This window comes from Mesorhizobium sp. LNHC252B00, assembly GCF_000502955.1.
Classification (GTDB): Bacteria; Pseudomonadota; Alphaproteobacteria; order Rhizobiales; family Rhizobiaceae; genus Mesorhizobium.
Genome location: NZ_AYWO01000040.1, coordinates 43912 through 67830, shown reverse-complemented (window position 1 = coordinate 67830; position 23919 = coordinate 43912). Strand labels below are relative to the sequence as shown.

General features: G+C 63.1%; 16 protein-coding genes and 1 pseudogene. 7 read left to right on the top strand and 10 right to left on the bottom strand.

The window, feature by feature from the left end:
• Nucleotides 1-144 precede the first annotated feature (144 nt).
• On the bottom strand, nt 145-426 hold the full coding sequence (locus tag X744_RS142420) for a hypothetical protein (protein WP_245266849.1): 282 nt from the start codon (nt 424-426) through the stop codon (nt 145-147).
• A 197-nt stretch (nt 427-623) separates the two neighbouring features.
• Here X744_RS142420 and X744_RS01000000170370 point away from each other — a divergent pair.
• Nucleotides 624-2533 (top strand): annotated as a pseudogene (locus X744_RS01000000170370) (GTP-binding protein TypA).
• A 62-nt stretch (nt 2534-2595) separates the two neighbouring features.
• Here X744_RS01000000170370 and X744_RS142425 read toward each other — a convergent pair.
• Nucleotides 2596-3222 (bottom strand): DUF1062 domain-containing protein, encoded by a 627-nt coding sequence (locus X744_RS142425; RefSeq protein WP_023762535.1) that lies wholly within the window; start codon nt 3220-3222, stop codon nt 2596-2598.
• A gap of 396 nt (nt 3223-3618) precedes the next feature.
• On the opposite strand from X744_RS142425, the gene X744_RS142430 reads away from it, so the two are divergent.
• Nucleotides 3619-4233, top strand: a complete 615-nt coding sequence (locus X744_RS142430) for a LysE family translocator (RefSeq protein ID WP_023762534.1) — start codon at nt 3619-3621, stop codon at nt 4231-4233.
• Nucleotides 4234-4237: 4 nt separating this feature from the next.
• Here X744_RS142430 and X744_RS142435 read toward each other — a convergent pair whose 3' ends face one another.
• Entirely contained in the window at nt 4238-4561 is a 324-nt protein-coding gene (locus X744_RS142435) for a YciI family protein (RefSeq protein WP_031261223.1), read from the bottom strand.
• A gap of 133 nt (nt 4562-4694) precedes the next feature.
• Complete coding sequence (locus X744_RS142440) at nt 4695-5258, bottom strand: peroxidase-related enzyme (RefSeq protein WP_023762532.1); 564 nt, start codon at nt 5256-5258, stop codon at nt 4695-4697.
• Nucleotides 5259-5394: 136 nt separating this feature from the next.
• Here X744_RS142440 and X744_RS142445 point away from each other — a divergent pair, with 136 nt between their 5' ends.
• Entirely contained in the window at nt 5395-10209 is a 4815-nt protein-coding gene (locus X744_RS142445) for an NAD-glutamate dehydrogenase (protein ID WP_023762531.1), read from the top strand.
• A 191-nt stretch (nt 10210-10400) separates the two neighbouring features.
• Entirely contained in the window at nt 10401-11777 is a 1377-nt protein-coding gene (locus X744_RS142450) for an MFS transporter (RefSeq protein ID WP_031261222.1), read from the top strand.
• Between the two features lie 44 nt (nt 11778-11821).
• Here the strand turns inward: X744_RS142450 and purH are convergent, their stop codons facing one another.
• Nucleotides 11822-13438 (bottom strand): bifunctional phosphoribosylaminoimidazolecarboxamide formyltransferase/IMP cyclohydrolase, encoded by a 1617-nt coding sequence (gene purH / locus X744_RS142455; RefSeq protein ID WP_023762529.1) that lies wholly within the window; start codon nt 13436-13438, stop codon nt 11822-11824.
• A 140-nt stretch (nt 13439-13578) separates the two neighbouring features.
• Here purH and X744_RS142460 point away from each other — a divergent pair, with 140 nt between their 5' ends.
• The gene (locus tag X744_RS142460; RefSeq protein WP_023762528.1) at nt 13579-13887 is read left to right on the top strand and encodes an antibiotic biosynthesis monooxygenase; all 309 of its coding nucleotides are present in this window, start codon (nt 13579-13581) and stop codon (nt 13885-13887) included.
• 28 nt (nt 13888-13915) lie between these two features.
• Here X744_RS142460 and X744_RS142465 read toward each other — a convergent pair whose 3' ends face one another.
• The 3 genes from X744_RS142465 to X744_RS142475 all read right to left on the bottom strand — a co-directional run bounded on the left by X744_RS142465 (nt 13916) and on the right by X744_RS142475 (nt 18100).
• Entirely contained in the window at nt 13916-15640 is a 1725-nt protein-coding gene (locus X744_RS142465; RefSeq protein WP_023762527.1) for a heparinase II/III family protein, read from the bottom strand.
• A 148-nt stretch (nt 15641-15788) separates the two neighbouring features.
• A complete protein-coding gene (locus tag X744_RS142470) occupies nt 15789-17183 on the bottom strand; it encodes an RsmB/NOP family class I SAM-dependent RNA methyltransferase (RefSeq protein WP_031261221.1) in 1395 nt (464 codons plus the stop codon).
• Nucleotides 17174-18100 (bottom strand): zinc metalloprotease HtpX, encoded by a 927-nt coding sequence (locus X744_RS142475; protein WP_023762524.1) that lies wholly within the window; start codon nt 18098-18100, stop codon nt 17174-17176. Before X744_RS142475 ends, X744_RS142470 begins: the two co-directional genes overlap by 10 nt.
• 105 nt (nt 18101-18205) lie before the next feature.
• On the opposite strand from X744_RS142475, the gene X744_RS142480 reads away from it, so the two are divergent.
• On the top strand, nt 18206-18427 hold the full coding sequence (locus X744_RS142480) for a DUF1674 domain-containing protein (protein WP_023762523.1): 222 nt from the start codon (nt 18206-18208) through the stop codon (nt 18425-18427).
• Between the two features lie 141 nt (nt 18428-18568).
• Here X744_RS142480 and X744_RS142485 read toward each other — a convergent pair whose 3' ends face one another.
• Nucleotides 18569-19228: an HAD-IA family hydrolase gene (locus X744_RS142485; RefSeq protein WP_023762522.1), complete on the bottom strand. Its 660-nt coding sequence runs from the start codon at nt 19226-19228 to the stop codon at nt 18569-18571.
• Between the two features lie 1072 nt (nt 19229-20300).
• On the bottom strand, nt 20301-22250 hold the full coding sequence (locus tag X744_RS1000000175590; protein WP_245266848.1) for a hypothetical protein: 1950 nt from the start codon (nt 22248-22250) through the stop codon (nt 20301-20303).
• A 575-nt stretch (nt 22251-22825) separates the two neighbouring features.
• Here X744_RS1000000175590 and X744_RS142490 point away from each other — a divergent pair.
• Nucleotides 22826-23695, top strand: coding sequence for a transglutaminase family protein (locus X744_RS142490; RefSeq protein WP_023762519.1), 870 nt, complete (start codon nt 22826-22828; stop codon nt 23693-23695).
• The last annotated feature ends 224 nt before the right edge of the window (nt 23696-23919 follow it).

Genomic DNA, 23919 nt, shown 5'->3' with positions numbered 1-23919 from the left:
AGAAGGCCCCTAAAGAATCAACCTTTCCACTCAACGCAAGACTTACTCTTACTCATATGCGATTCCCCTGCCCTTGTGGGGAGGGTCGGCGCGGCGGCTTCGCAAAGCGAAGCTGCCGAGACGGGGCGGGGGTGAAGCGCCCTCTTAGTCCGGGTAGCAGACCATTGGAATGTTCGGCCAGACGGCGCTGTCGCAGTTGGCGGTGTCCTGCCTCTGCTTGAAGGAGGCGCTGACCGGGCCGGTCACCATCGGGTCGACCCCGTCGGGTGCGTCGGCGAAGACCTGCTCGGCTGTCTGCGTGCCGGACTGCGCAACGGGGGGCGTCTCGCGCAGCGTAGCAGCCGACTGCGCGGCGTTGGCGGCCAGCAGGATTGCAAAGGCTGCGGATGCGATGAGCGGCCAAAATCGGTTGAGTTTGTCGGTCATGATGCTCGAACTGCCCGGGCCCGGAAAGGTTCCCGCCTTGGTTAACAGAATCATCTCACACGCAGATGCTTAAGATTTGATGAGTATTTGGTGGCGCGCCTCCTCTTTCGCAACTGCGAAAAACCCTGTATGAGCCGCGCAACCGAAAGAGGCAGCGCCTTTTGGCCTGCTGCCTGCAACGCTTCCGAGACCAGAACATGAAAATCCGTAATATCGCGATCATCGCGCACGTCGACCATGGAAAAACCACCCTCGTCGACCAATTGCTCCGCCAATCCGGCTCCTTCCGGGACAACCAGCGCGTCGCCGAACGCGCCATGGATTCCAACGACCTCGAAAAGGAACGCGGCATCACCATCCTGGCCAAGGCGACCTCGGTCGATTGGAAGGACACCCGCATCAACATCGTCGACACCCCCGGCCACGCCGATTTTGGCGGCGAGGTCGAACGCATCCTGTCGATGGTGGACTCAGCCATCGTGCTGGTGGACGCTGCCGAGGGGCCGATGCCGCAGACCAAGTTCGTCGTCGGCAAGGCGCTCAAGGTCGGCCTGAAACCGATCGTCGTCATCAACAAGATCGACCGCCCAGACGCCCGCCATGTCGAAGTGGTCAACGAGGTGTTCGACCTGTTCGCAGCGCTCGATGCCACCGATGAACAGCTCGACTTCCCGATTCTGTACGGTTCAGGCCGCGACGGCTGGGTTTCCGAAAATCCGGAAGGACCGAAGGACCAGCAGTTGGCGCCGCTGTTCGATCTCGTCATCAAGCATGTGCCGGCGCCGACCGTTCATCCCGGCCCGTTCCGCATGATCGGCACCATCCTGGAAGCAAACCNCTCGTCATCAAGCATGTGCCGGCGCCGACCGTGCATCCCGGCCCGTTCCGCATGATCGGCACCATCCTGGAAGCCAATCCGTTCCTCGGCCGCATCATCACCGGCCGCATTGAATCAGGCACGTTGAAGTCCAACCAGCCGGTCAAGGTGCTGCACCATGACGGCACGCTGGTCGAAACCGGCCGTATTTCCAAGATCCTCGCTTTCCGCGGCCTCGAACGCCAGCCGATCGAAGAGGCCCAGGCCGGCGACATCGTCGCCATTGCCGGCCTTTCGAAGGGTACCGTTGCCGACACGTTCTGCGATCCGGCGGTGAGCGAGCCGCTGCATGCGCAGCCGATCGATCCGCCGACTGTGACCATGTCCTTCCTCGTCAACGACAGTCCGCTGGCCGGCACCGAAGGCGACAAGGTCACCAGCCGCGTTATCCGCGACCGCCTGCTGCGCGAGGCCGAAGGCAATGTCGCGCTGAAGATCGAGGAATCGCCCGACAAGGATTCGTTCTTCGTCTCCGGCCGCGGCGAATTGCAGTTGGCCGTGCTGATCGAGACGATGCGCCGCGAGGGTTTCGAGATTGCCGTGTCGCGTCCGCGCGTCGTCATGCAGAAGGGCGAGAACGGCGAGCTGCAGGAACCCATCGAGGAAGTCGTTATCGACGTCGACGAGGAGCATGCCGGCATCGTCGTGCAGAAGATGTCGGAGCGCAAGGCCGAGATGGTCGAGTTGCGTCCGTCCGGCGGCAATCGCCAGCGCATCGTCTTCCACGCGCCGACGCGCGGCCTGATCGGCTACCAGTCGGAACTGTTGACCGACACGCGCGGCACTGCCGTGATGAACCGGCTGTTCCATGCCTACGAGCCCTACAAGGGCGAACTGCCGGGGCGTACCAACGGCGTTCTGATCTCCAACGAGCAGGGCGAGGCGGTGGCCTACGCCATGTGGAACCTGGAAGACCGCGGCCCGATGGTCATCGACCCAGGCGTCAAGGTCTATCAGGGCATGATCATCGGCATCCACAGCCGCGACAACGATCTCGAAGTGAACGTGCTCAAGGGCAAGAAGCTGACCAACATCCGTGCCGCCGGCAAGGATGAAGCGGTGAAGCTGACCCCGCCGATCCGCATGACGCTGGAACGCGCGCTGGCCTGGATCCAGGACGACGAGCTGGTCGAAGTGACGCCGAAGACGATCCGACTGCGCAAGCTCTATCTCGACCCGAACGAGCGCAAGCGTTTCGAGAAGTCGGCCAAGGCGGTCGGCGCGGCATAAGCTTCTCTATTTCCAAAAGGTTGAGAGGGGCGGAGCAAACCAATGCTCCGCCCCTCTTCCGTTCATTCACCGGCAGCCGACATAATGTCGTCCTTGTCGACCTCACCGGCCAGATCGATGCGGATGGTCATTCCCTGGCGGGCCGGCTTGCGCAAGGCTTTGGCACCGTCCGGATGAACGACTAGCAATCGTCGCTCCTCCAGCGCTTGAAGCCGTGATCGCGAGATGCCGAGTTCGCCGGCGAGCAGCCGATCGAGTCGCAGGGATATCGGTATTTCGAGGCCAAGCTGGAGCTCCAGCGCGGTTGCAGTCTCCCTTGTGCCGCCAAGCCTGTGCTTGTGAACGGCGACATCGGGAAATTCCTCGACACGTCCGATTCGGTTTCGCAGTGCGACGACATCGAAGGCATGGCGGCGGGCCAGTCCCGGATCGTTGCTTTCGAGCGCCTGCAGCAAAGCAGGACCGATCTCGCGGCGGTTGCTGCGCTCGAAAATGCCGAAATTCCAGGAATTGTCGCAGTCGATGCAGCGATAGATCAGCCAGACATCGATGCGCTTGCCGTTGGCGTTGACGCGGAATTTTCCGCTGCTGCAATAGGCTTTCACAGTGCCGCAGCGATTGCAGGTGATGAGCGGTCGAGGTGCAATTTTGGGCGTGATCGCCCAGCCGATGCGCAGAAATCCAGACATGCCGATAAGCCCTTCCCGTCGGGAAGTTCATCAGGCCGGCGATGTCGAGATGCCCATGCGGACACGGCGTGGCGGTAGACTGCGGTTTTTGGAAATCAGGTGTCACGGGCAAGAGCCGCGCGACGCGGTTCAGCAGTGCCAAACCGGTCTCGAACCGCCGCCCTAAGGAACACGTGAACATGAAAACAGACACCGCGAATGCAGCGTCATGCAGTGTGTCGGGGGAGTTGACGAGACCGGCGGTTACGTAGGCAAAGTGAAGCTCAAAATTGTTTCGCGGCGGCCTTTCTAGCCGCGAGATTCCAGGCGGACAAGCGTGATCTTGTCGGCCCTACCGCAGCTGGGCCGCTTGCGCTAATGTTAGATATCGAAGGCTTTCAACCAAAGACCCCGTCCATGCACCTCACATCGCTCCTGATCTTCGCCGCCGCTTTGTTCGTCGCCGCTGGCTCGCCTGGTCCATCGATCGCGGCGCTCGTCGCGCGCGTCATCTCGAAAGGCTTTCGCGACGTGTTCCCGTTCCTGCTTGCGATGTGGATCGGCGAGGGCATCTGGCTGTCGCTGGCCGTATTCGGGCTGGCTGTGGTGGCGCAGACATTCCATTTTGCCTTTGTTGTCGTGAAATGGGTCGGCGTCGCCTATCTCGCCTACCTTGCCTGGAAGATGTGGACTGCACCTGTCGATGGGAAAGAGGGCGATATGCCGCGCGAGGATTCTCCGGCAAAGCTGTTCTTCGCCGGGATGGCGGTGACGCTCGGCAATCCCAAGATCATGATGTTCTACCTGGCGCTGTTGCCGACCATCATCGACCTCGCTTCGGTTAGCGTCGTCGGCTGGGTCGAGCTGACGGCGACCATGGCCGTGGTGCTGGTCGCCATCGATCTGGCCTGGGTGCTCGCCGCGTCACAGGCGCGCAAGCTCCTCAGGAGCAAGCGCGCCATGAAGATCGCCAACCGCATCAGTGCCACGACGATGGCCGGCGCGGCTGCGGCGATCGCGGCGCGGTCGTAACCCGTCACATCATCTCGATGATCGGCGCGATCTCGACGCTGAAGGCCGGGTTCATCAGGATCGGGCAATCCTTGGCCTTGGCTATGGCATCGTCGATGTCTTTCGCTTCGACGATGGTGTAGCCGGCGGTCGGATTGCTGCCGCCATTGTTCTCGACCTTGCCGCCGGGTAGCACCATCTTCGACATGCCGACCGGATTGCCGCCGTCGACCACGGCCGAGCCGAGCTTGCCGTACCAGCCGTTCCAGGCGTCCATTGCTGCTTTCCGTTCGGCCTCCTCGGTCGGCATCTTACCGGAGCCGTGATAGACGTAGAGAAATTTCGCCATGTTCTCCTCCTTGATCAGCGGCATCGAACCGACATGCGGCCATGCCGCCTGCCGATCATCGGACCAAACCGGCAAACAAGCAACGAGAATGCGAAACAGCTAATATAAGACCTGTCGGGCTCCAGCCGCTAGGTCACCGCGCCATGGCGTGATATTCGTCGTTTGGCCGCATATCGATCGCCGCCGCCACCCGGTTCGACATGTTGAAGAAGGCAGTGGTCGAGGCGATGTCCCAGATGTCGCGATCGGTGAAGCCGGCCTTGCGCAGTGCTGCCCGATCGGCCTCGACAATCTTCGCCGGCTCCTCGGTCAACTTGACGGCGAATTCGAGCATTGCGGTCTGCTTGGGCGAAAGATCGGCGGCGCGGAAATTCATCACCATCATCTCGCCGAGCGCCGGGTCGCCGGACAGCTGGCGTACCGCCGCGCCATGCGCGGTCAGGCAATAGTAACAATGATTTATCGAAGAGACGGCGACCGCGATCATCTCCCGCTCCAGCTTCGACAGGCCGGAGTCTGCGAGCATCAGGTCATTGTACATGTCGGTGAAAGCACGCAGCTTCTTGTCGTCGAAGGCGTAGGCGCGCAGCACGTTGGGAACGAGGCCGAGTTTCTCCTCGCATTTGGCGAAATAGGTTTTTGTCGCCTCGCTCAGTTCTCCCAGGCCAAGGTCAAGCGCGGTGATTTTGCCGGTCATGGGTCATTTCTCCTCCGTTGGACGGCGTCTTGTTGCCGAATTCCGATATTTCTTTGCAAGCCGTCAAACCTTTGTCGCCAAACAGCGGTCATCTGCTACCATAGTCGTAAAAGCATTGACGGGAGGGAAGTGCCTCATGGCCAGCGTGAAATCCGCGAGCAAGCCGAAGAAAAAAACCACGGCAGCGACAAAAGCGGAGGAAAGGCCAGCCAGGCTTGCCGACTATCTGCTCGGCCGCGCGCCGGCTGAAGATCTTGCCGCTTATGAAATGGCCGATCTCGAACGCGCCGCCGATCTCGCCGGCCAGGCAATAGCAGTTCACAAAAAAGGCGAGTGCGTCATCGCGGTCGATGCCGATTCCGGCGTTGTCCGCGACGCCCGCCCGGTGACCGTCATCACGGTCGTCAACGACAATATGCCGTTCCTGTTCGATTCCATCCTTGGCGAAGTCACCGAGACATCAGGCGAACCGATGCTGGTCACCCATCCGGTCATCGTGGTTCGTCACGGCAAAAACGGAGTGGACGAAATCCTCGGCGACGGCAATTTCGCTAGGGATGACGGCAGCCACGACCGGCTGAGCGTCATTCATGTCCACATACCGCGGCTGACCGCGGAGCAGGCGAGCGGATTGACCGAGCGGTTGCGCAAGACGCTCGGCCAGGTTCATGCCGCTGTCCACGACTGGAGACCGATGCTGGCCCGCCTCGATCAGGCGATTTCCGAATTCCGCTATTCGGCGGTGCCGCTCGACAAGAAGAGCGTTGCCGAGGCGATCGCTTTCCTAGAGTGGCTGCGCGACGACAATTTCACCTTCCTCGGCATGCGCGAGTTCAAATACACCGGCGGCGAGGAAAGCGGCACGCTGGAGCGCGCCGACAAACCCGGCCTCGGCATCCTCGCCGATCCCGATGTGCTGGTGCTCAGGCGCGGTACCGAAGCCGTGACGACAACGCCTGAGATCCGCGCCTTCCTGCATGGGCCGGAGCCGCTGATCGTCACCAAGGCCAATGCCAAGTCATCCGTGCATCGCCGCATCTATCTCGATTACATTGGCGTCAAGACCTACACAGCCAAAGGCACGCTGGCGGGCGAATTGCGCATCGTCGGCCTGTTCACCTCGACCGCCTACACGCGCTCGGTGATGAAGATCCCCTACCTGCGATCCAAAGCCGAAACCATCATCGCCAAGTCAGGCTTCGACCGCCACGACCACTCCGGCAAGGCGCTGATCAATGTGCTGGAAAGCTATCCGCGTGACGAGTTGTTCCAGGTGCCGGTGCCGATCCTGAGGAAGCACGCCGTCGCCATTCTCGGCCTCGTCGAGCGACCGCGCGTGCGGGCGCTGGTGCGCGCGGACCAGTTCGACCGCTTCGTCTCGATCCTCGTCTTCGTGCCGCGCGACCGCTACGACAGCGTGGTGCGCGAGAAGATCGGCCTCTATCTGAAAACTGTGTTCGAAGGCCGGCTGTCTGCCTATTACCCGGCCTTCCCAGAAGGCGGGCTGGCGCGCGTGCACTTCATCATCGGCCGTTCCGGCGGCAAGACGCCGAAGGTCGAGCAAGCGACGATCGAAGCCGCGATCCGCGACATCGTGCGCACCTGGGAAGATGCGCTTTCAGATGCGGCGGAGGCCAATGGTGCCGACCAGACGTTGAAGAGCATCGCCGCACGGCTGCCGGAAAGCTACCGCGATTCGTTCAGCGCGGCAGTGGCGCTGGCCGATGCCGGGCGGATTGCCAAAATCAGCGCCAGCAATCCGATTGCCATCGACTACTATCGCCATGGCGAGCAGAAGCCGCACCAGGCAGCGCTGAAGATCTATCACCACGGCAGCCCGGTGGCGCTGTCGCGGCGGGTGCCGGTGCTGGAAAACATCGGCTTCCGCGTCATCAGCGAACGCACCTTCGAGGTCGGCGACGGCCAGTCCGGCCAGATCAGCGATGATCACCCCGGCCGGGTCTTCATCCATGACATGGAGCTGGAGAACAGCTACGGCAAACCGATCGATCTGACCGATGGCGGGGCGCTGTTCGTGGACGCGTTCTTGTCCGTCTGGCGCGGCGACGTCGACAATGACGGCTACAATGGCCTTGCCCAGACCGCGGGCCTGTGGTCGGGCGAGATCACCGTTCTGCGCGCCTATGGCCGCTACCTGCAGCAGGTTGGCATTCCGCAAAGCCAGGATTTCATCGCCGCCGCGCTCAATCGCTATCCCGACATCGCGCGCGGCCTGCATGCGCTGTTCATCGCCAGGCTTGGCCCGACAGCCGAGACCGAAGGCGTGGTGGCGGCAAAGCACCTCAAGGCCAAGATCAAGGATGCGCTGGAAGACGTTCCCAACATCGACGACGACACCATTATCCGGCGCTATCTCAATCTGATCGAAGCCTCGCTGCGCACCAATCATTTCGTCGCCGATACGAAAGAGAAAGGCCAGTCGCTGGCGATCAAGCTCGATTCGTATGCGGTGGACGGATTGCCGGCGCCGCGGCCGTGGCGGGAGATCTTCGTCTACGGTTCCGAAGTCGAGGGCCTGCATCTGCGCTTCGGCCCGGTGGCGCGCGGCGGCCTGCGTTGGTCGGACCGCGCCCAGGACTACCGCACCGAGGTGCTCGGCCTGGTCAAGGCGCAGCAGGTCAAGAACGCCGTCATCGTGCCTGTCGGCGCCAAAGGCGGCTTCTACCCGAAGAAGCTGCCGATGACCGCCGGCCGTGACGCGATCTTCGAGGCCGGCACCGCGGCCTACAAGAACTTCGTCTCTAGCCTGCTGTCGATCACCGACAATATCGGCCTTGAGGGTGTCATCCCGCCGGCCGGCGTCGTGCGCCGCGATCCGGACGATCCGTATTTCGTGGTTGCCGCCGACAAGGGCACGGCGACCTTCTCCGATACCGCCAACGCCATCAGCGAGCAGCACGGTTTCTGGCTCGACGACGCCTTCGCCAGCGGCGGCTCGGCCGGCTACGACCACAAGAAGATGGGCATCACCGCCAAGGGCGCATGGGAAGCCGTCAAGCGGCATTTCCGTGAGATCAACCGCGATATCCAGACCTCGCCTTTCACTGTCGTCGGTGTCGGTGACATGTCGGGCGACGTTTTCGGCAACGGCATGCTGTTGTCGCCGAAGACCCGGCTGATTGCTGCCTTCGACCATCGCGACATCTTCATAGATCCAGATCCGGACATGGCCGCGTCGATGTCTGAGCGCGAGCGCATGTTCGCGCTCCCCCGCTCGAGCTGGCAGGACTACGACAAGACCAAACTGTCGGAAGGCGGCATCATCGTCTCGCGCAACCAGAAGTCGATCTCCTTGCCGGCGGCAGCGGCAGCAGCGATCGGCCTCGGCAAGACGACCGCCACGCCGGTCGAGATCATGACCGCCATCCTGAAGGCGCCGGTCGATCTTCTGTGGTTCGGCGGCATCGGCACATATTTGCGGGCTTCGACCGAGACCAATGCCGAGGTCGGCGACCGCGCCAATGATGCTATCCGCATCACCGCGCTGGACGTGCGCGCCAAGGTGATCGGCGAGGGCGCCAATCTCGGCGTCACGCAGCGCGCGCGCATCGAGTTCGGCATGAATGGCGGCCGCTGCAATTCCGACGCCATCGACAATTCCGGCGGCGTCAACTGCTCCGACGTCGAGGTCAACATCAAGATCGCGCTGGCGTCCGCCATGCGCAAGGGATCGTTGACGCGCTCGGCACGCAACAAGCTGCTGGCCGAGATGACCGACGAGGTCGGCTCACTTGTCCTGTCCAACAACTACCAGCAGACGCTGGCGCTTTCGATCGCCCGCAAGCGCGGCCTCGCCGACATCGCGCATCAGAGCCGCTTCATGACGGCGCTGGAGGCGCGCGGCCTTCTCGATCGTGTCGTGGAAACACTGCCGTCGCCGGCAGCCCTTGCCGAGCGCGAGGCGCGCGGTGAGCCGTTGACCCGGGCCGAGCTCGGCGTGCTGCTCGCCTATGCCAAGATCGTGCTGTTTTCCGACATCGTCGCCAGCGACGTGCCGGACGACGCGCATTTCGACCGCGACCTGATGGGCTATTTCCCGGATCGCATGGCGAAGAAATATGTCGCCGAAATCCACGGCCACCGGCTGCGCCGCGAGATCATTACACGGGTCGTCGTCAACGATCTGGTCAATCGCGGCGGCCCTTCCTTCGTCAACCGGCTGCAGGAAGCCACGGGGCGCACCGCCGCCGACGTGGTGCGCACCTTCGCCGTGGTGCGCGACGGCTTTGCCTTGCCGGCGCTCTATCGCGAGATCGACGCGCTCGACAACCAGATCGATGGCCAGGTGCAGCTCGATCTCTATCAGATGGTCAGCCGCCTGATCTATGTGACCAGCGGCTGGTATCTGAAGAACGATGCCGGCACGGCAGCCCTTGGCCAGCGCATCGCCGAACTGCTGGAAGCCCGCAAGTCGCTGGAGCCCAAGCTCGTTTCGCTGCTGCCGGCCTTCTCGCGCGAGCGGATCGAGGAGAAGCGGCACGGGCTGTTCAAGAGCGGCGCGCCGGAACGGCTGGCCGCGCAGCTGGCGTTGAGCGAGGTGGCGGAACTCATCCCCGATATCGCGTTGACGGCGCGCACCGCCGGCGCCGACATCGTCGCGGCGGCCACGGCATTCTTCGCCGTCAGCGATGCCTTCCGCATCCCGCGTGTCGAGGACGCGGCACGCTCGATCACGCCCTCGGACTATTACGACCAGCTGGCGCTTTCGCGCGCCACCGACACGATAGGTGCCGCGCGGCGCGGCATCGCGGTGGCGGCACTCACCGGTCATGCCAAGGCAGCCGATCCGGTAGCGGCCTGGCTGGAAGCCGGCGGCGAGCGGGTGGCGCGCATCCGCGAGCGGCTGCAGGCGCTGACCGAAGGCGGCGACATTACCGTGTCGCGGCTGTCCGTCGCTTCCGGGTTGATGAGCGATTTGACGGGGATGTGAGTTGGTTTGTTTTCATCCGGCCGTCGTGACCTTCTACCCGCATAGCGACGAGGGAAGGGATATGGCCGCAATGCTGGCACCTATCTCGCGACGCCGGCAGAGCCATGAGGGCACGCAATGCGTGATATTTGCATGAATGCTGGAAAAATGCAGACATGGCGCCCGATACGGGCACGGCCGAGGGGATCATCATGGCGGTAGAGGCAGTGCAGCGTGCGTCTGGACGTGGTATCTGGGGATGGATGCTGTTCGACTGGGCCGCGCAGCCGTTCTTCACGGTCATCACCACCTTCATCTTCGGGCCGTACTTCGTCTCACGCATGGCGAGCGATCCGGAAACTGGGCAGGCGGCCTGGGGTTATGGCATCGCCGCGGCGGGCCTGGTCATCGCCGTGCTGTCGCCAATCCTAGGTTCGATCGCCGATCAGACCGGTCCACGCAAGCCGTGGATCGCGTTCTTCGCCGCGGTCAAGGTCACCAGCCTTAGCCTGCTTTGGTTCGCGGCTCCCGGTTCGAACCTTTTCCTGGTCGTGTTCTTGTTCTCGCTGGCGTCGGTCGCGGCCGAGTTTTCGACCGTGTTCAACGATTCTATGATGCCGCGCCTGGTGCCGAAGAGCGAGATCGGCCGGATCTCCAACATGGCCTGGGGGATTGGTTATCTCGGCGGCATGATCGCGCTGATCTTCGTCGTCGCCTGCTTGGCCGGTTCGCCGGAGACGGGCAAGACGATCATCGGCATCGACCCGCTGTTCGGGCTCGATCCGAAGCTCGGCGAAGACGCCCGCGCCACCGGGCCGCTGTCGGCCGGCTGGTACTTCCTGTTCATCCTGCCAATGTTCTTTTTCACGCCCGACGCCCTCAAGGGACTGCCGATCGGCCCGGCGGTGCGAGAGGGGTTGGCTGAGTTGAAAGCAACACTGAGCGAGGTGCGCAAGCGCAGCGGTATCTTCCGCTTCCTTGTCGCCCGCATGATCTATCAGGACGGCGTCAACGCTCTGCTGGCGCTGGGTGGTACGTTTGCGGCTGCAATGTTCCATTGGTCGATCACCGAGATCGGCATTTTCGGCATCATTCTCAATGTCGTCGCCATCTTCGGCTGCCTGGTTGCGGCGCGTCTCGACACGGCGCTTGGCTCAAAAACCATCGTGATGATCTCACTGGTCCTGCTCGGCATCGCCACGATCGGCATCGTCTCGACCGGACCGGGCTACACTTTGTTCGGCCTCTGGATGATGCCCGGGCCAGACAGTGGCGGCTTGTTCGGTACGGCGGCGGAAAAGGCCTACATCTTCTTCGGCCTGTTGATTGGCGTGGCTTTCGGGCCGGTGCAGGCGTCGTCGCGTTCCTACATGGCGCGCAGCGTTACCGCCGCCGAATCCGGCCGCTATTTCGGCATTTATGCGCTGGCCGGGCGAGCGACCAGTTTCCTGGCGCCGTTCATAGTCGCATCCGTCACCCTGGCCAGTGGCTCGGCGCGCCTCGGCATAGCGGTGATCGCGCTGTTCCTTGGGCTCGGCATGGCGATCCTGATCAAGACGCCTTATCCGGCGGACCGGCCGGCGGAGTGAGTTTACCCTCCCCCTTGTGGGCCACAAGGGGGAGGGTAAGGCAGCTAATGCCGGAAATGCCTGACGCCCGTAAACACCATGGCGATGCCGTGTTCGTCGGCGGCGGCAATGACGTCCTTGTCGTTCATCGAGCCGCCAGGCTGGATGACGGCAGTGGCGCCGGCGGCGATTGCGGCCAGCAGTCCGTCGGCGAAGGGGAAGAAGGCGTCGGAAGCGACGACCGAGCCCTTGGTCAGCGGTTCGGCAAGGCCCGCGGCCTCGGCGGCGTCGAGCGCCTTGCGCGCGGCTATGCGTGAGGAATCGACCCGGCTCATCTGGCCAGCGCCGATGCCGACGGTGGCGCCATCCTTGACGTAGACGATGGCGTTGGACTTAACATGCTTGGCGACGCGGAAGGCGAATTTGAGGTCGGCCATTTCGGCCGGCGTCGGCGCGCGCCTGGTCACTACTTTCAGCTCCAGGTCGTCGACGACGGCGTTGTCGCGGGACTGGACGAGCAGCCCGCCGGCGACTGATTTGACCGTCGTGCCTGACGTGCGCGGGTCCGGCAGGCCGCCGGTGACCAGCAGGCGCAGATTTTTCTTTGCCGCGACGATTGCCGCTGCCTCGTCGGTCGCGCCGGGCGCGATGATCACCTCGGTGAAGGTCTTGACGATTTCTGCGGCGGCCGCGGCGTCGAGGATCCGATTCACAGCGACGATGCCGCCGAAGGCCGAGACCGGATCGCAGGCCAGCGCCTTGGCGTAGGCCGCCTTCAGCGAGATGCCTTCGGCGACGCCGCACGGGTTGGCGTGCTTGATGATGGCAACCGCGGCGGAACGGTCGGGATCGAATTCGCCGGCCAGTTCGAAGGCGGCGTCGGTGTCGTTGATGTTGTTGTAGGAGAGCTGCTTGCCCTGCAACTGCTGCGCCGTGGCGACGCCGGGCCGCTTGTCGCCATTGAGGTAGAAGCCGGCGCTCTGATGCGGGTTCTCGCCGTAGCGCATGACCTCTTCCAGCTTGCCGCCGAAGGCGCGCCATGTCGGGTGCTCGATCTCAAGCGCTTCGGCGAACCAGCCGGAGATTGCCGCGTCATAGGTGGCGGTGCGGGCAAAGGCCTTGGCCGCCAGCTTCTTGCGGAAATCCAGCGACAGCGAGCCGATGTTCATTTCCAGCGCGTTCAGCACCGAGGCGTAGTCGCCGGGATCGGTGACAATGGCGACATAGGCGTGGTTCTTGGCCGAGGCGCGGATCATTGCCGGTCCGCCAATGTCGATGTTCTCGACGATCGAGGCGTAATCGGCGCCGGAGCGGCGGACCTCCTCGAACGGATAGAGATTGGACACCACGAGATCGATCGGCTCGATACCGTACTTGCGCATTGCAGCCACATGATCCGGGTCGTCGCGCACGCCAAGCAGCGCGCCATGCACGCTGGGATGCAAGGTCTTGACCCGGCCATCCATGATCTCGGGAAAACCGGTTAGCTCGGAGACGTCGCGCACGGCGAGGCCGGCCTCGGCGATCGCCTTTGCCGTGCCGCCGGTCGAGACCAGTTCGACACCGGCCGCTGCCAGCGCTTTGGCGAAATCGAGAAGGCCTGTCTTATCGAAAACGGAGAGCAGGGCGCGACGCACCGGAACGAGGTCAGGTGCTGGAATGTTCTTGGCGGCGACGGCCATGGGCTGGCGGCCTTTCACGACTTGATTTGAAGCATCCGGGGGCCGTAGCACATGACGCCCGGAAATCAAGCGCCGACGTTTTCGTATGCAATTTGCTGGCCCATATATAAGCTTGTCTTGCTGGTGGAGGAGAAGAATTGATGGCGTTTGTGCGCGTTGGCCAATTCAAGGCGTTGCCGGACACGACCGAGCAATTGCGGGCGATCTATGAAACCGAGGCGATCCCCGCCATCCGCGCCGCAAGCGGCAACATCAGCGCCGTGCTGCTGCAGCAACATCAGGCGAGCGACACATTCATGGCGATCACAGTGTGGAGCACCGTCGAGGATGCCGAGCGCTATGACCGAAGCGGCCAGGCGGCGGCGATGGTCGACAAGATCCGCTTCGCATTCGCCGGTCCGCCCTCGCTCACCACTTACGATGCTTTCGGTGTCCCGCAGCAAGCTTGAGCGGGCCGGCTGCTTTCGCACGGCAGGCTCAGTTGTTTTCCGGGTAACCGGCGATGCTGGTGCGCGTCAGCTGCCAGTGGACTTCGGCAACTTCCGAGGCCTTGAAGGCAAGCACGATCTGGCGGCTGCGGCGCGGGCCGCCAAGACCGGCGAAATAGATCGATTCCTCAACCTCCGGCACCACTTCGGCGCAAGTAAATACCCAGTTGTCGGCCTGATCGGCGGTCATCACCAGGCGATCATGCTCGTCCTGCAACAGGTTGATGTCGGGGTGGACGTGGAAGCGAACGGTGACGAAGTCGCGGCCGTTATTGCGGATCGAGGCATTGCCGGGCCGCTGGAAGCGGTCCCTGCCGACCAGCACATTGCCGTTCGAGGAGAGCTTCAGTTCGCGCTCATGCAGGAAACCGAAACGCGCGACATAACCGTCATGGCGGGCGATGAACCCCTGAACGCCCTTCTGGTCGATGCGCTTGCATTGAACATGCTGCGGGCCGCCGATCAGCGGCGAACCGAGCAGGTCGTTGACGCGCAGCGAATGGCTGAAGCGTGCCGACGAGGTATCGTTGATGGTGGCGGTCGAGTGCGCGGCGGTGGCGCGCGCCAGCGGCCGGAATTCAGCCGCGCCATAGGTGTCGATGCCGGCATTGACGACGTAGTGCTGGCGCCCGGACGACAGTTCGAAGGCGAGGCAGCTGGCGTGTGCGGCGTTGGAGACATCGACCGGCGGCGGCAGGCCGGTGTCGGCGATGACCGTCACGCCGCCGATCGACAGGCGCTCATAGCCGGAATGCGGCGCATGCAGCAGTGGCGCGCCGGCGGTGTCGTCGTGGCGCAGGATGGTGGCGATGCGGTCGTGGATGGTGGCGCCCATGCCGTTGAAGCGGGCGAGGCTGCCGTCCTGATGGCGAAAGAAGCGCAGCGCCGGCAGCATGCGGTCGATGGCGCCGATCAGCGCCTGCGGCGGCGTTTCCGCCTGATTGGCATAGGTTTGCCGCAGCGGCAGAAGGTCGGCGAGGATTTCCAGGACGACCATTGGGTTGCGCGAAATATGGCCGCCGTCGGCCAGGATCTGGCGGTCGAGTTCCGCGGCAAGGTTGCGGGTCGCGCCGCGCAGCGCCGATGCCGGTGCCGGCAGCGACAAAGCCGCGAAAGCGAGCGCGATGCGGGCACGCAGCCTGTCCTTGCCGTCCGGCATCTCGCGCGCCATCGATCTGAGGTAGCGGATCTGGACGGCGAGCGATTTCAGGAAGGCGCGGTAAAAGGGGAACTCGGCCCCCTGCAGCACGACCGAGGAGTGCTGTAGCCAGGCGATGATGCGCTTGGCGGCGGTGCCGGGCTCCCAGGCGACGCCGGAAATATGGCTGCCATGAATGACGATCCAGTCGGAAACCAGGGCGCGGGCATTGGCGGCGGCAAGCTCGGTCCCGGCGGCGCGCATGTGGCGCAGCCAGCGAAACCCGTGCAGCGTTTTCTGCCAGCCATGATTGGGCACGTTGATCTGGAAAGGCGACTTGCCGCCGGTCTCGACCAGATGCCCCGACAGGGGATAGCGCCCGTAGTAGATCTCGAGTGCGATCTGTGGGTCAGCGAGGCGCAGGTCCGGCGGTGCGATCAGCACACGTTCCGGCGTGCGGCCGAAATAGCGCCAGCGGTAGACCGGCCCGGCACGCAGGCGCCGGCGCGTTTTGCGCCAGAACTCCTTCGCGACAAGCGTCCACAGACGCGTCGTGCTGCTGGCAGCAAGTGCCAAAACCCCTCCTGATAGTCCAATACCCCGACGTCGAGTTTACATGATTGCAAGACTCGTGCGAAGGCGAATTCCATGGCACTATGCCGGTTCACTCGGTTTTGACCCCAATCATCGCCAAAAAAGCCGGTAACTCCGGGCAGTTAAATCCTTAGTCGGCTCGGCGGATGCGAGCCGCGAAGAAGCCGTCGAGACCGGAGATCCCGGGCGAACCAAGGTCGAGGTCGGCGGGCGTGGTGCGCAGCGTGCCGTGCGGCGTCAGGAATGGATCGATGCCGGCGATTTCGCCTTGCTGCACCGGATCGTTGGCTATTCCAGCCGTGCCGGCCAGAAAGGCGCGATAGAGGTCCTCGCCTTCGAGCGGGTCGATCGAACAGTTCGAAAAGACTATCCTGCCGCCGGGTTTCACCAGCGTGACGGCGCGGGCGAGCAGCCTGCGTTGCAGGTCCGCGAGTTTTTCCAGATCGGCGGCCGTCTTGGTCCATGGCACGTCGGGATGCCGCCGCACCGTACCGGTCGACGAGCAGGGCGCGTCGAGGAGAACGGCGTCGAACAATTCCTTCGGCTCGTATTTGAGCAGGTCGGCCTGGACGATCTCGGCGGACAGACCGAGACGGTCGAGGTTTTGCGTTAGCCGCACCAGCCGGTTCTTCGAGGTATCGACGGCGGTAACCTTGGCGCCGGCAAGAATGAGCTGTGCGGTCTTGCCGCCGGGGGCCGCGCAGAGATCGGCAACATGAAGCCCGCTGACATCGCCGAACAATCGGGCCGGCAGACTGGCCGCGGCGTCCTGGACCCACCAGGCCCCGTCGGCGAAACCGGGCAGTTCGGTGACGGGCCCGGCAAGCCTTTCCACCCGGACCGTGCCGGTCGGCAGGACGATGCCGCCGAGCTTTTCGGCCCAAAGCTCGGGATCCGCCTTGACCGAAAAGTCGACCGGCGCCTCCACGCGGTGAGCTGCCAGGATCTGTCGGGCCTTGTCATTGCCGTAAGTTGCCTTCAGCCGGTCGGAAAACCATTTGGGCGCTTCGTCGGTAGCGGCAAGAGCGGCAGGAAGTTCCGTTTCCTTGGCACGCGCCAGCGTGCGCAGCACACCGTTGACCAAGCCGGAGAATCGCACCGTGCGCGGATCGGACTTGGCATGAGTCACGGCCAGGTCGACTGCGGCGCTGTCGGGAATGTCGAGGAACAGGATCTGTGCAGCCGCCACATGCAATATGTGCGACAGCGCGGTCGCGTTGGGCGGCAGCGGCTTCTCCAGGCGCCGCGCCAGCAGCCCAGATATGGTCATGCGATAGCGCAGTGCTGTAACCAGAATGGCGCGCACGAGGCCGCGGTCGCGTAGGTCTAGCGCCTTGTATTGCGGATGGCCGTTCTCGTGGTCGGTCAACCCGTCCAGAGGTGTCCTTGCATCGATGACGGCGGCAAGCAGTCGTGCGGCGGCTTTGCGGGCGGCAAGGCCGGCAACGAAGTCGCCGCCGTCTCTGTGTTCCTGGTCACCTGAAACCGTGCGTCGAGGCCCTCGGTCCGCCACGCTCACGACCACCGGCCCTTGGGCCCGGTCGGGTTGCGACCCCATGGGTTGGATTTCGGCTTGGCGGGTTCCGCCGGCTGTTCGGGCTGCGCGGCTTGTCCCCATGGGCCCGATGGCCGCTGTTCGTCTGCTCGCGGCGTCTGGGCCCGGCGCGGAACTTGAGTGCCGCCGCCTTGCATCTGCTGCGCCATCGCCTGGAGCGCAGAGATGCGGTTTTCTGTGTTCGGGTGGGTGGAAAACAGACTGTCCATATGCTCGCCGGAAAGAGGATTGATGATGAAGAGATGCGCGGTCGCCGGATTGCGCTCGGCATCGGGGTTGCGGATGCGTTCGGCGCCGCGGGCGATCTTGTCAAGGGCCGATGCCAGCCAGAGGGGGTGTCCACAGATTTCGGCACCACGCCGGTCGGCCTCGTATTCGCGGGTCCGGCTGACCGCCATCTGCACGATCATCGCGGCAAAGGGTGCCACGATCATCGCCGCCAGCACGCCGACAAAGCCGAACGGGTTGTTGTTGTCGCGATTGCCGCCAAAAAAGAAGGCGAAATTGCCGAGCATCGAGATGGCGCCGGCGAAGGTGGCGACGATCGTCATGGTCAGCGTGTCGCGGTGCTGTACGTGGGCGAGTTCGTGCGCCATGACAGCCGCGACCTCTTCATGCGTCAAAGCCTGCAACAGACCTGTGGACGCAGCGACCGCCGCGTTCTGCGGATTGCGGCCGGTGGCGAAGGCGTTCGGCTGNTCGTCGACCTCGACGGCGCGGTTCATCGACAGCACCATCTTGTCGGCGTTCCAGTAGCTGAACAGATTGGTGCCGGCGGCGATCAGCAGCGCGATCATCATGCCGCCGGTTCCGCCGATCAAAAAGCCGACGCCCATGAACAGTGCCGTCATCGCCGCAAGAAGCATGGCGGTGCGAAGTGTGTTCATCGTCTGCTCCTGTCCAGATGGGAGCGAAAAAGGGTCGATCGTTGTAGGTTCATCACTATATGATGGGAAACGCCTGGTCCTGTTTCAATCCACTGGAAATATCGCATGAACGACGAGCCCAGCAAAACCGATGTCGACCCCGGCGATGACGTCGCGCCAAAGGCACTGACGCCGGAAGCCAGACGTGCGCTCGCGGAAGCCGAAGCAAGACGTATAGAATATCTGGAGAAGGAAGCAGCGGCGCCGAAGGAAATCGGCGGCCGCGGCGGCAAGGAGCCCGGTCGTTATGGCGATTGGGAGGTAAAGGGCCTGACCAGCGACTTCTAAGGGTATGTTGATATTCAGGTGATGCCGGTCTGCAAACGGCGGTTCCCTGCGCTTCCGGTGCTCACGTACTTTAAGTACGCTCCGCTCCGGTTCTCGGAAACCACCGCTTTCGACTCGGCCTGACCTGAATCTCAACACACCCTAAGCGGCGCTGCGCTGCGGCTCGAGCGCGATCCAGCCATCTTCGTCCAAGGTGATGCCGATCATGTCGTAGCCGGCGATTGCGGCATGCTGCGTTTGCAACGGATGCTGGTGCGTGGCATTGATGACCATGACCGCGGCTCCTGCTGCCTCGGCGGCGGCGATGCCAGCCGGAGCATCCTCGAACACAAGGCAGTCGCGCGCGTCGAAGCCGAGCCGCTCCGCGCCAAGCCGGAAGCAATCGGGCGCTGGCTTGCCGCGGGAAACATCTTCCGCCGCGACGATGACGGCCGGGACAGGGACAGCCTTCATGCGCAACAGCGCCAACTCGCGTGGCGCGGAAGTCACGATCGCCCAGCGCTCGGGCGGCAGCGCGTCGAGAAACGCCACGGCGCCGGGGATCTGGAGAATGCCATCCAGATCAGCCGCCTCGGCCTTCAGCAGCAGATCAGCCTCGTGCGCCGGGTCGACGCCTGGGAGTGCCAGGCCGGTGATGGTCTCGATCGCGCGCACGCGATGGATCGTCGGCAGGAAGGCGGCGACGTCCAGACCCTGGCGGCGTGCCCAATCGCTCCACACTCGCTCCGCAGAGGCGATGGAATTGATGAGCGTGCCATCCATATCGAAGAGGAAGGCCGCGAATTTTCTGCCTGCGAACATGGTATTCCTTGAGTCACCGGAGTGCTTGTGGCGGTCGCCGAACCTAACGTCGCAGCATCCTTATGGGAAGGCGCGAGGGTCACCTTTTCGATGGTCCCTCCGCAAAGTTGGAATAGCTAACTCCTCCAGGTCGGCTCAACATTGCGCAACCGGGACCTTGCTACGCCGGACTCCTCCCCTAATTGCCTCCCTGGGCGCATTACTCGCGAGTTTGCCTTTTGGGGGCAGCGGCGGTTGTGCCGTTCTGACTGCATGCCTCGGAACGGTCAGACCGACACACCTATGGAGGTCGTCTTGCGTCAATACCGTGGATACAGCTGGGCATTTCTCGCAGTCGTTTGCTCCATCGCGATAGCTGGCGCAGGCGCTGCAGCCGGCGACCAGAACGGCCGAGGGCAAGGCGCTGGCGGCCATCATGCTGACAATGGTGGAGGCACTGATGGCGGAAGCCATGGCGCTGGCAGCCATCGCAGCGAAGGCCGCAACGGCGGCCCGCAGAAAGGGCTTGGCGGCGACCCCAGCCCCAGCGGCAGTTCACCGCCGGACGACGGCGAGACCGGTACCACTACAACGACCGTAGGAGCGCCAACTACGGCCAGTATCGTCCCGTCCGCAGACCGCGGACAGCCGCTCGGCCTCCCGCCCACCCTGCAGCCTTCCAGCGACAGCAACAATTCATCAACGGTCAGTCCAATCGTAGCGCGGCCGGGCGTCCCGAATAAAGTCGTTCGCGCCTGCCATGATGCAATCGAGTCGGCCGCCGCTCCGTTCGGTGCGACCAGCGTGCGCGTCAGCAGCGCAGGTTTCATACATCGCCTGAGCCCAGATACGATCTCGGCTCCCATTGAGGTCAGCATCGACTATGTACGGCAAAGCAACGTAGAGACGCGGCGGGCGCCGATCAAATGCGAATTGAATGCGACAGGCAGCGTGATCGGACTGACATAGCGCATCGCACAGAACTCCTCGCCGACGGGAGCAGGACGAATTCGAAAGAGATGATTCATCCTGGCCTACGGCGTAGCTATGACCTTCGGGGCCTCAAAGAGGGATCGCGCAGTCGTTTTGGAAATCACTCCAACGTCGCTTGTCTCGGCCTGAGCGAATAGGGAAGTGTGATGGAACGCACGCTGGTCATCCGCGATGGATTGCGAACCTTGCTGCGTGCAGTCTTCTGGCTGACAGCCTTCACTTGGCCGGTCGCGGCTGCTGCGCGGGCAGAACGCGTCCTCAGCGGCGGCTCGATCTGCGCGCTGGGACGCTCAGTCCTGAGCCTGTCATTGTCGGCGCGTGCGGCGGCCAAGTCGCGGGCAAGAGTAGCAGCGGCTTCACGTTGCTTGTCCAGAGCCGTCTTCAAGTCGGCGACCCCTGCCACGAGTGCTCGGGCGGCGTCGCGCTCGCGGCGAACTCTGTCGAGATCCTCATGGATCGAAACTGCTGTAGCGCGTTCTCGTGCCAGAGCCCGCGCCGTCTCGGCTGCAATCTGTTCGGCACGCTCTCTCGCTGTGACTGCACCGGTCCGATCCTGCTCAGCCGCGTCCGCGCGCTCCACGAGCGCGGCATTGGACAGTTTGACTTTGGCGAGATCGGCACGAAGGTCCGCAGACTTCCGGCGCTCCTCATCGAGCATTCCGCTCGCTTGCGCCTGCGAAACCTTGGCCTTGGCACGATCCTTGGCGGTCCCGATCTCGAGCTGTTCAATTTGCGCCCGCGCTCGCGATAAATCGCGCGCCAGCCGCTCCGATCGCTGACGCTCCAGATGAGCAGCGGGCATCTCCACAAAAACATAGTTGGCGGTCTCGCGCAGCAGCGTACGGGCATCTCCCGCAATGCGTCGAAATGCGTCAAGGGTTCGAGCTGCCGCGAGTTCGTTGCGCAATCGCTCCTCGCGTGCGTTGTCGGCGGCTGCCATGGTTGCCCTCAGCGCGTCGATCTGCTTGCTCGACTCGAGGAGCGCTTTCTGCAGAGCGGCGCTCCTGGCGCGCTCGCCTTCCGCCACCCGCCGCTCCTGGTCGGCCAATTCCTTCGCAGCGGCTGCCTGAGCACGAGCTGCCCCGACTTGCGCCCGAGCAGCCTTAAGGTCCGGATTAAGCAATTCGACACTCGTGCGCCCGTCTCCCTGCGCTGGTCCATGCATGCCTAGAGCAGCACTCGCCGGAAGCTCGAAGGATCGCGAAGGTTCCGGATTGGCGTGGCCTTGCGCCGGCGAAATGGCGGGGGCTCTTTCGATCCAGTTTTGTCTCGTCATCGCATAGCCAAGCGGCACGGCCAGACAGATTGCGGCGCCCAAACGGAGTACAAGACCGATCGGCCTGAGAACGCGAGAGGGTGAAGCCGTCGCGATGGCCGGGTCGGGATCCAGGCTGGATCGTCCCGTTTGAGCTGTGGTCTTCAAACCGCGATGCGCCGGATTGACCGGCTGAGCAGCCTTGCGACGCAATTGGTCCCATACTGACCCTGACCCACTGATTCGCTTCCCGCGTTCCGCGAAGGCTAATTGTGTCGGCGCACGGCTCAGAATCCACAACACCGGTTCGCTTAGAGCGGCAAAATTGACCGCCGCCTGCCTATAAACATAATCAGCGATTTCTCTGATGGATGTCGCAAGTCGGCCGGATTGCGGGGTTGTGGAAGCAAAAGCACTGGTCCGGGCCACTGACGAGCGCGCCCAAGCTTCGGAACTTGCGTCGAAATGTTCGACCCGCACCCCGAACTGCTGGTAATTGGCATTCGAAGGCCGAACATTCGGGTGTGCCGTGTCTGAGAGATCTGAAAGCTGAGAAGAAGGTACACGCTCGGTCGCAGGGTCGACCGGGCATTGCCAGTCCCAAGGAGCCTGCCCGGGAGGATAGGATATGCCTTCGCTCAGGTCGGCATCTGGTTTTAGGCGACGTCGCCTTTGCACTCCGATGACGATGCGCCGGAGCACAAGATAGATGCCCACTGACGCAAGTAATGCTATCGCGCCCAGTACGGCAATCTCTGCGTCGTCTGCGTAAATCTCAGCAAGATAATTTGGCATTGGCGTGCCCGTGCGGTCTTGCGTGTATTCTTAAGCTCGTGAAGCTATGTTTTGGCCCTCACCTTGGCGCTGGCCAAGCCTTGGATCGCTCGCGAACTTGTCACTTGCCTCGAGGTCCCTCCAGCATTTCAACGTCCCGAGAAATCTTGCGTACCGTTCCATCATTTCCGGCTGTGGACGGTCCATCCTGAGCTTTAAGCTAGGTCACAGAACTCCACGGTCAACCGTCACCATATTCATAACAGCGGCCCGACCCAGATTCATAACAGCGGCACCCAGCCGCGCCATCACCGGCACTTTGTTCTTCGTGCCGTCGGCGACATTCCTCGAAATATTGCGACGCGGTCACCTCGACCGCTGGCGCGGTCCCGTCGGGCGGACCTCATTCCGACGTTGGTCAGTAGGTCTAAGTCTTGGTCAGTAAGTTCGCCACCGATAGCCTACGAGGGAAATGGCTGGGCGAACCATTCGCAAGCTGGCTGTTTTGTTGAAAAGGCGACGTCCCAATGGGAACCACAGCGCGTTCTGTCGCGTTCCAACAAACTGCTTTCCGCGATAATCGAAGGGGGACTGCGATGCTGATCCGGCTCGGCTACGAAATCGCCATCGAATGTACTGCGCCCACCCCGGTGATTTCGCTGCTCGAGATCCACAAGGACAGGCAGGCCGACATCAAGCGGCAGACGCGGCTGCTGACATCGCCTGCCGTGTCGACCAGGCTCTACCACGATCCGTACGGCAATGGCTGCCGCCGCTTCACCGCGCCCGCTGGCGGCTTTCGCATCCTCTACGACGCGGTCATCGAGGACAGCGGCGAGACGGACGAGGTCAACACAGTGGCCAGGGAAGTGCCGGTGGCGGACCTGCCGGACGAGGTGCTCGGCTATCTCCTGGGCAGCCGCTATTGCGAGACGGATCATCTAAGTGATCTGGCTTGGCAGCTCTTCGGCGAAATCCCGCCTGGTTGGGCGCGCGTGCAAGCCATCGTCGATTATGTCCACAACCGGTTGTCGTTCGGCTACGGCTATGCGCGCTCGACCCGCACCGCGGCCCAGGCGCATGAGGAGCGCGTCGGCGTCTGCCGCGACTACGCTCATCTGGCGATCACGCTGTGCCGCTGCATGAACATTCCGGCGCGCTATGTGAACGGCTATCTCGGCGACATCGGCGTGCCGATCGATCCGGCGCCGATGGATTTCTCGGCATGGCTGGAAGTGTTCCTCGACGGCAAGTGGTACACATTCGATCCCCGCCACAACATGCCGAGGATCGGCCGCGTCGTCATCGCGCGCGGCCGCGACGCCACCGACGTGCCGCTGCTGCATAGCTTCGGCCCGCACCGGCTCAGCCTGTTCAAGGTGTGGACCTACGAACAGGAAGGCAATCTGTTCAACCCGCCCTATCGCGGCATCGACAGGACCGTCAGCGCGCAGATGCTGGCTTAGTAGCCGCGAGGGTCGGACCCGACCATTTCGCGTGCTGCGGCGGTTTCGGAACAGCTGGTCCGCTTCGGCACAGAGGCCCTGTGCCGCAACAGGACGTCGTCTGGCATTGCGCGATCCCTGTAGCTGATCATGGTAAGCGGCTCGTAAACATCGCTGCCGCCCGCGGATTTCTGTTTACCGGTCGTTCACCTTGGCGCAGCTTAACGCCAAACAAAAACAAAGAG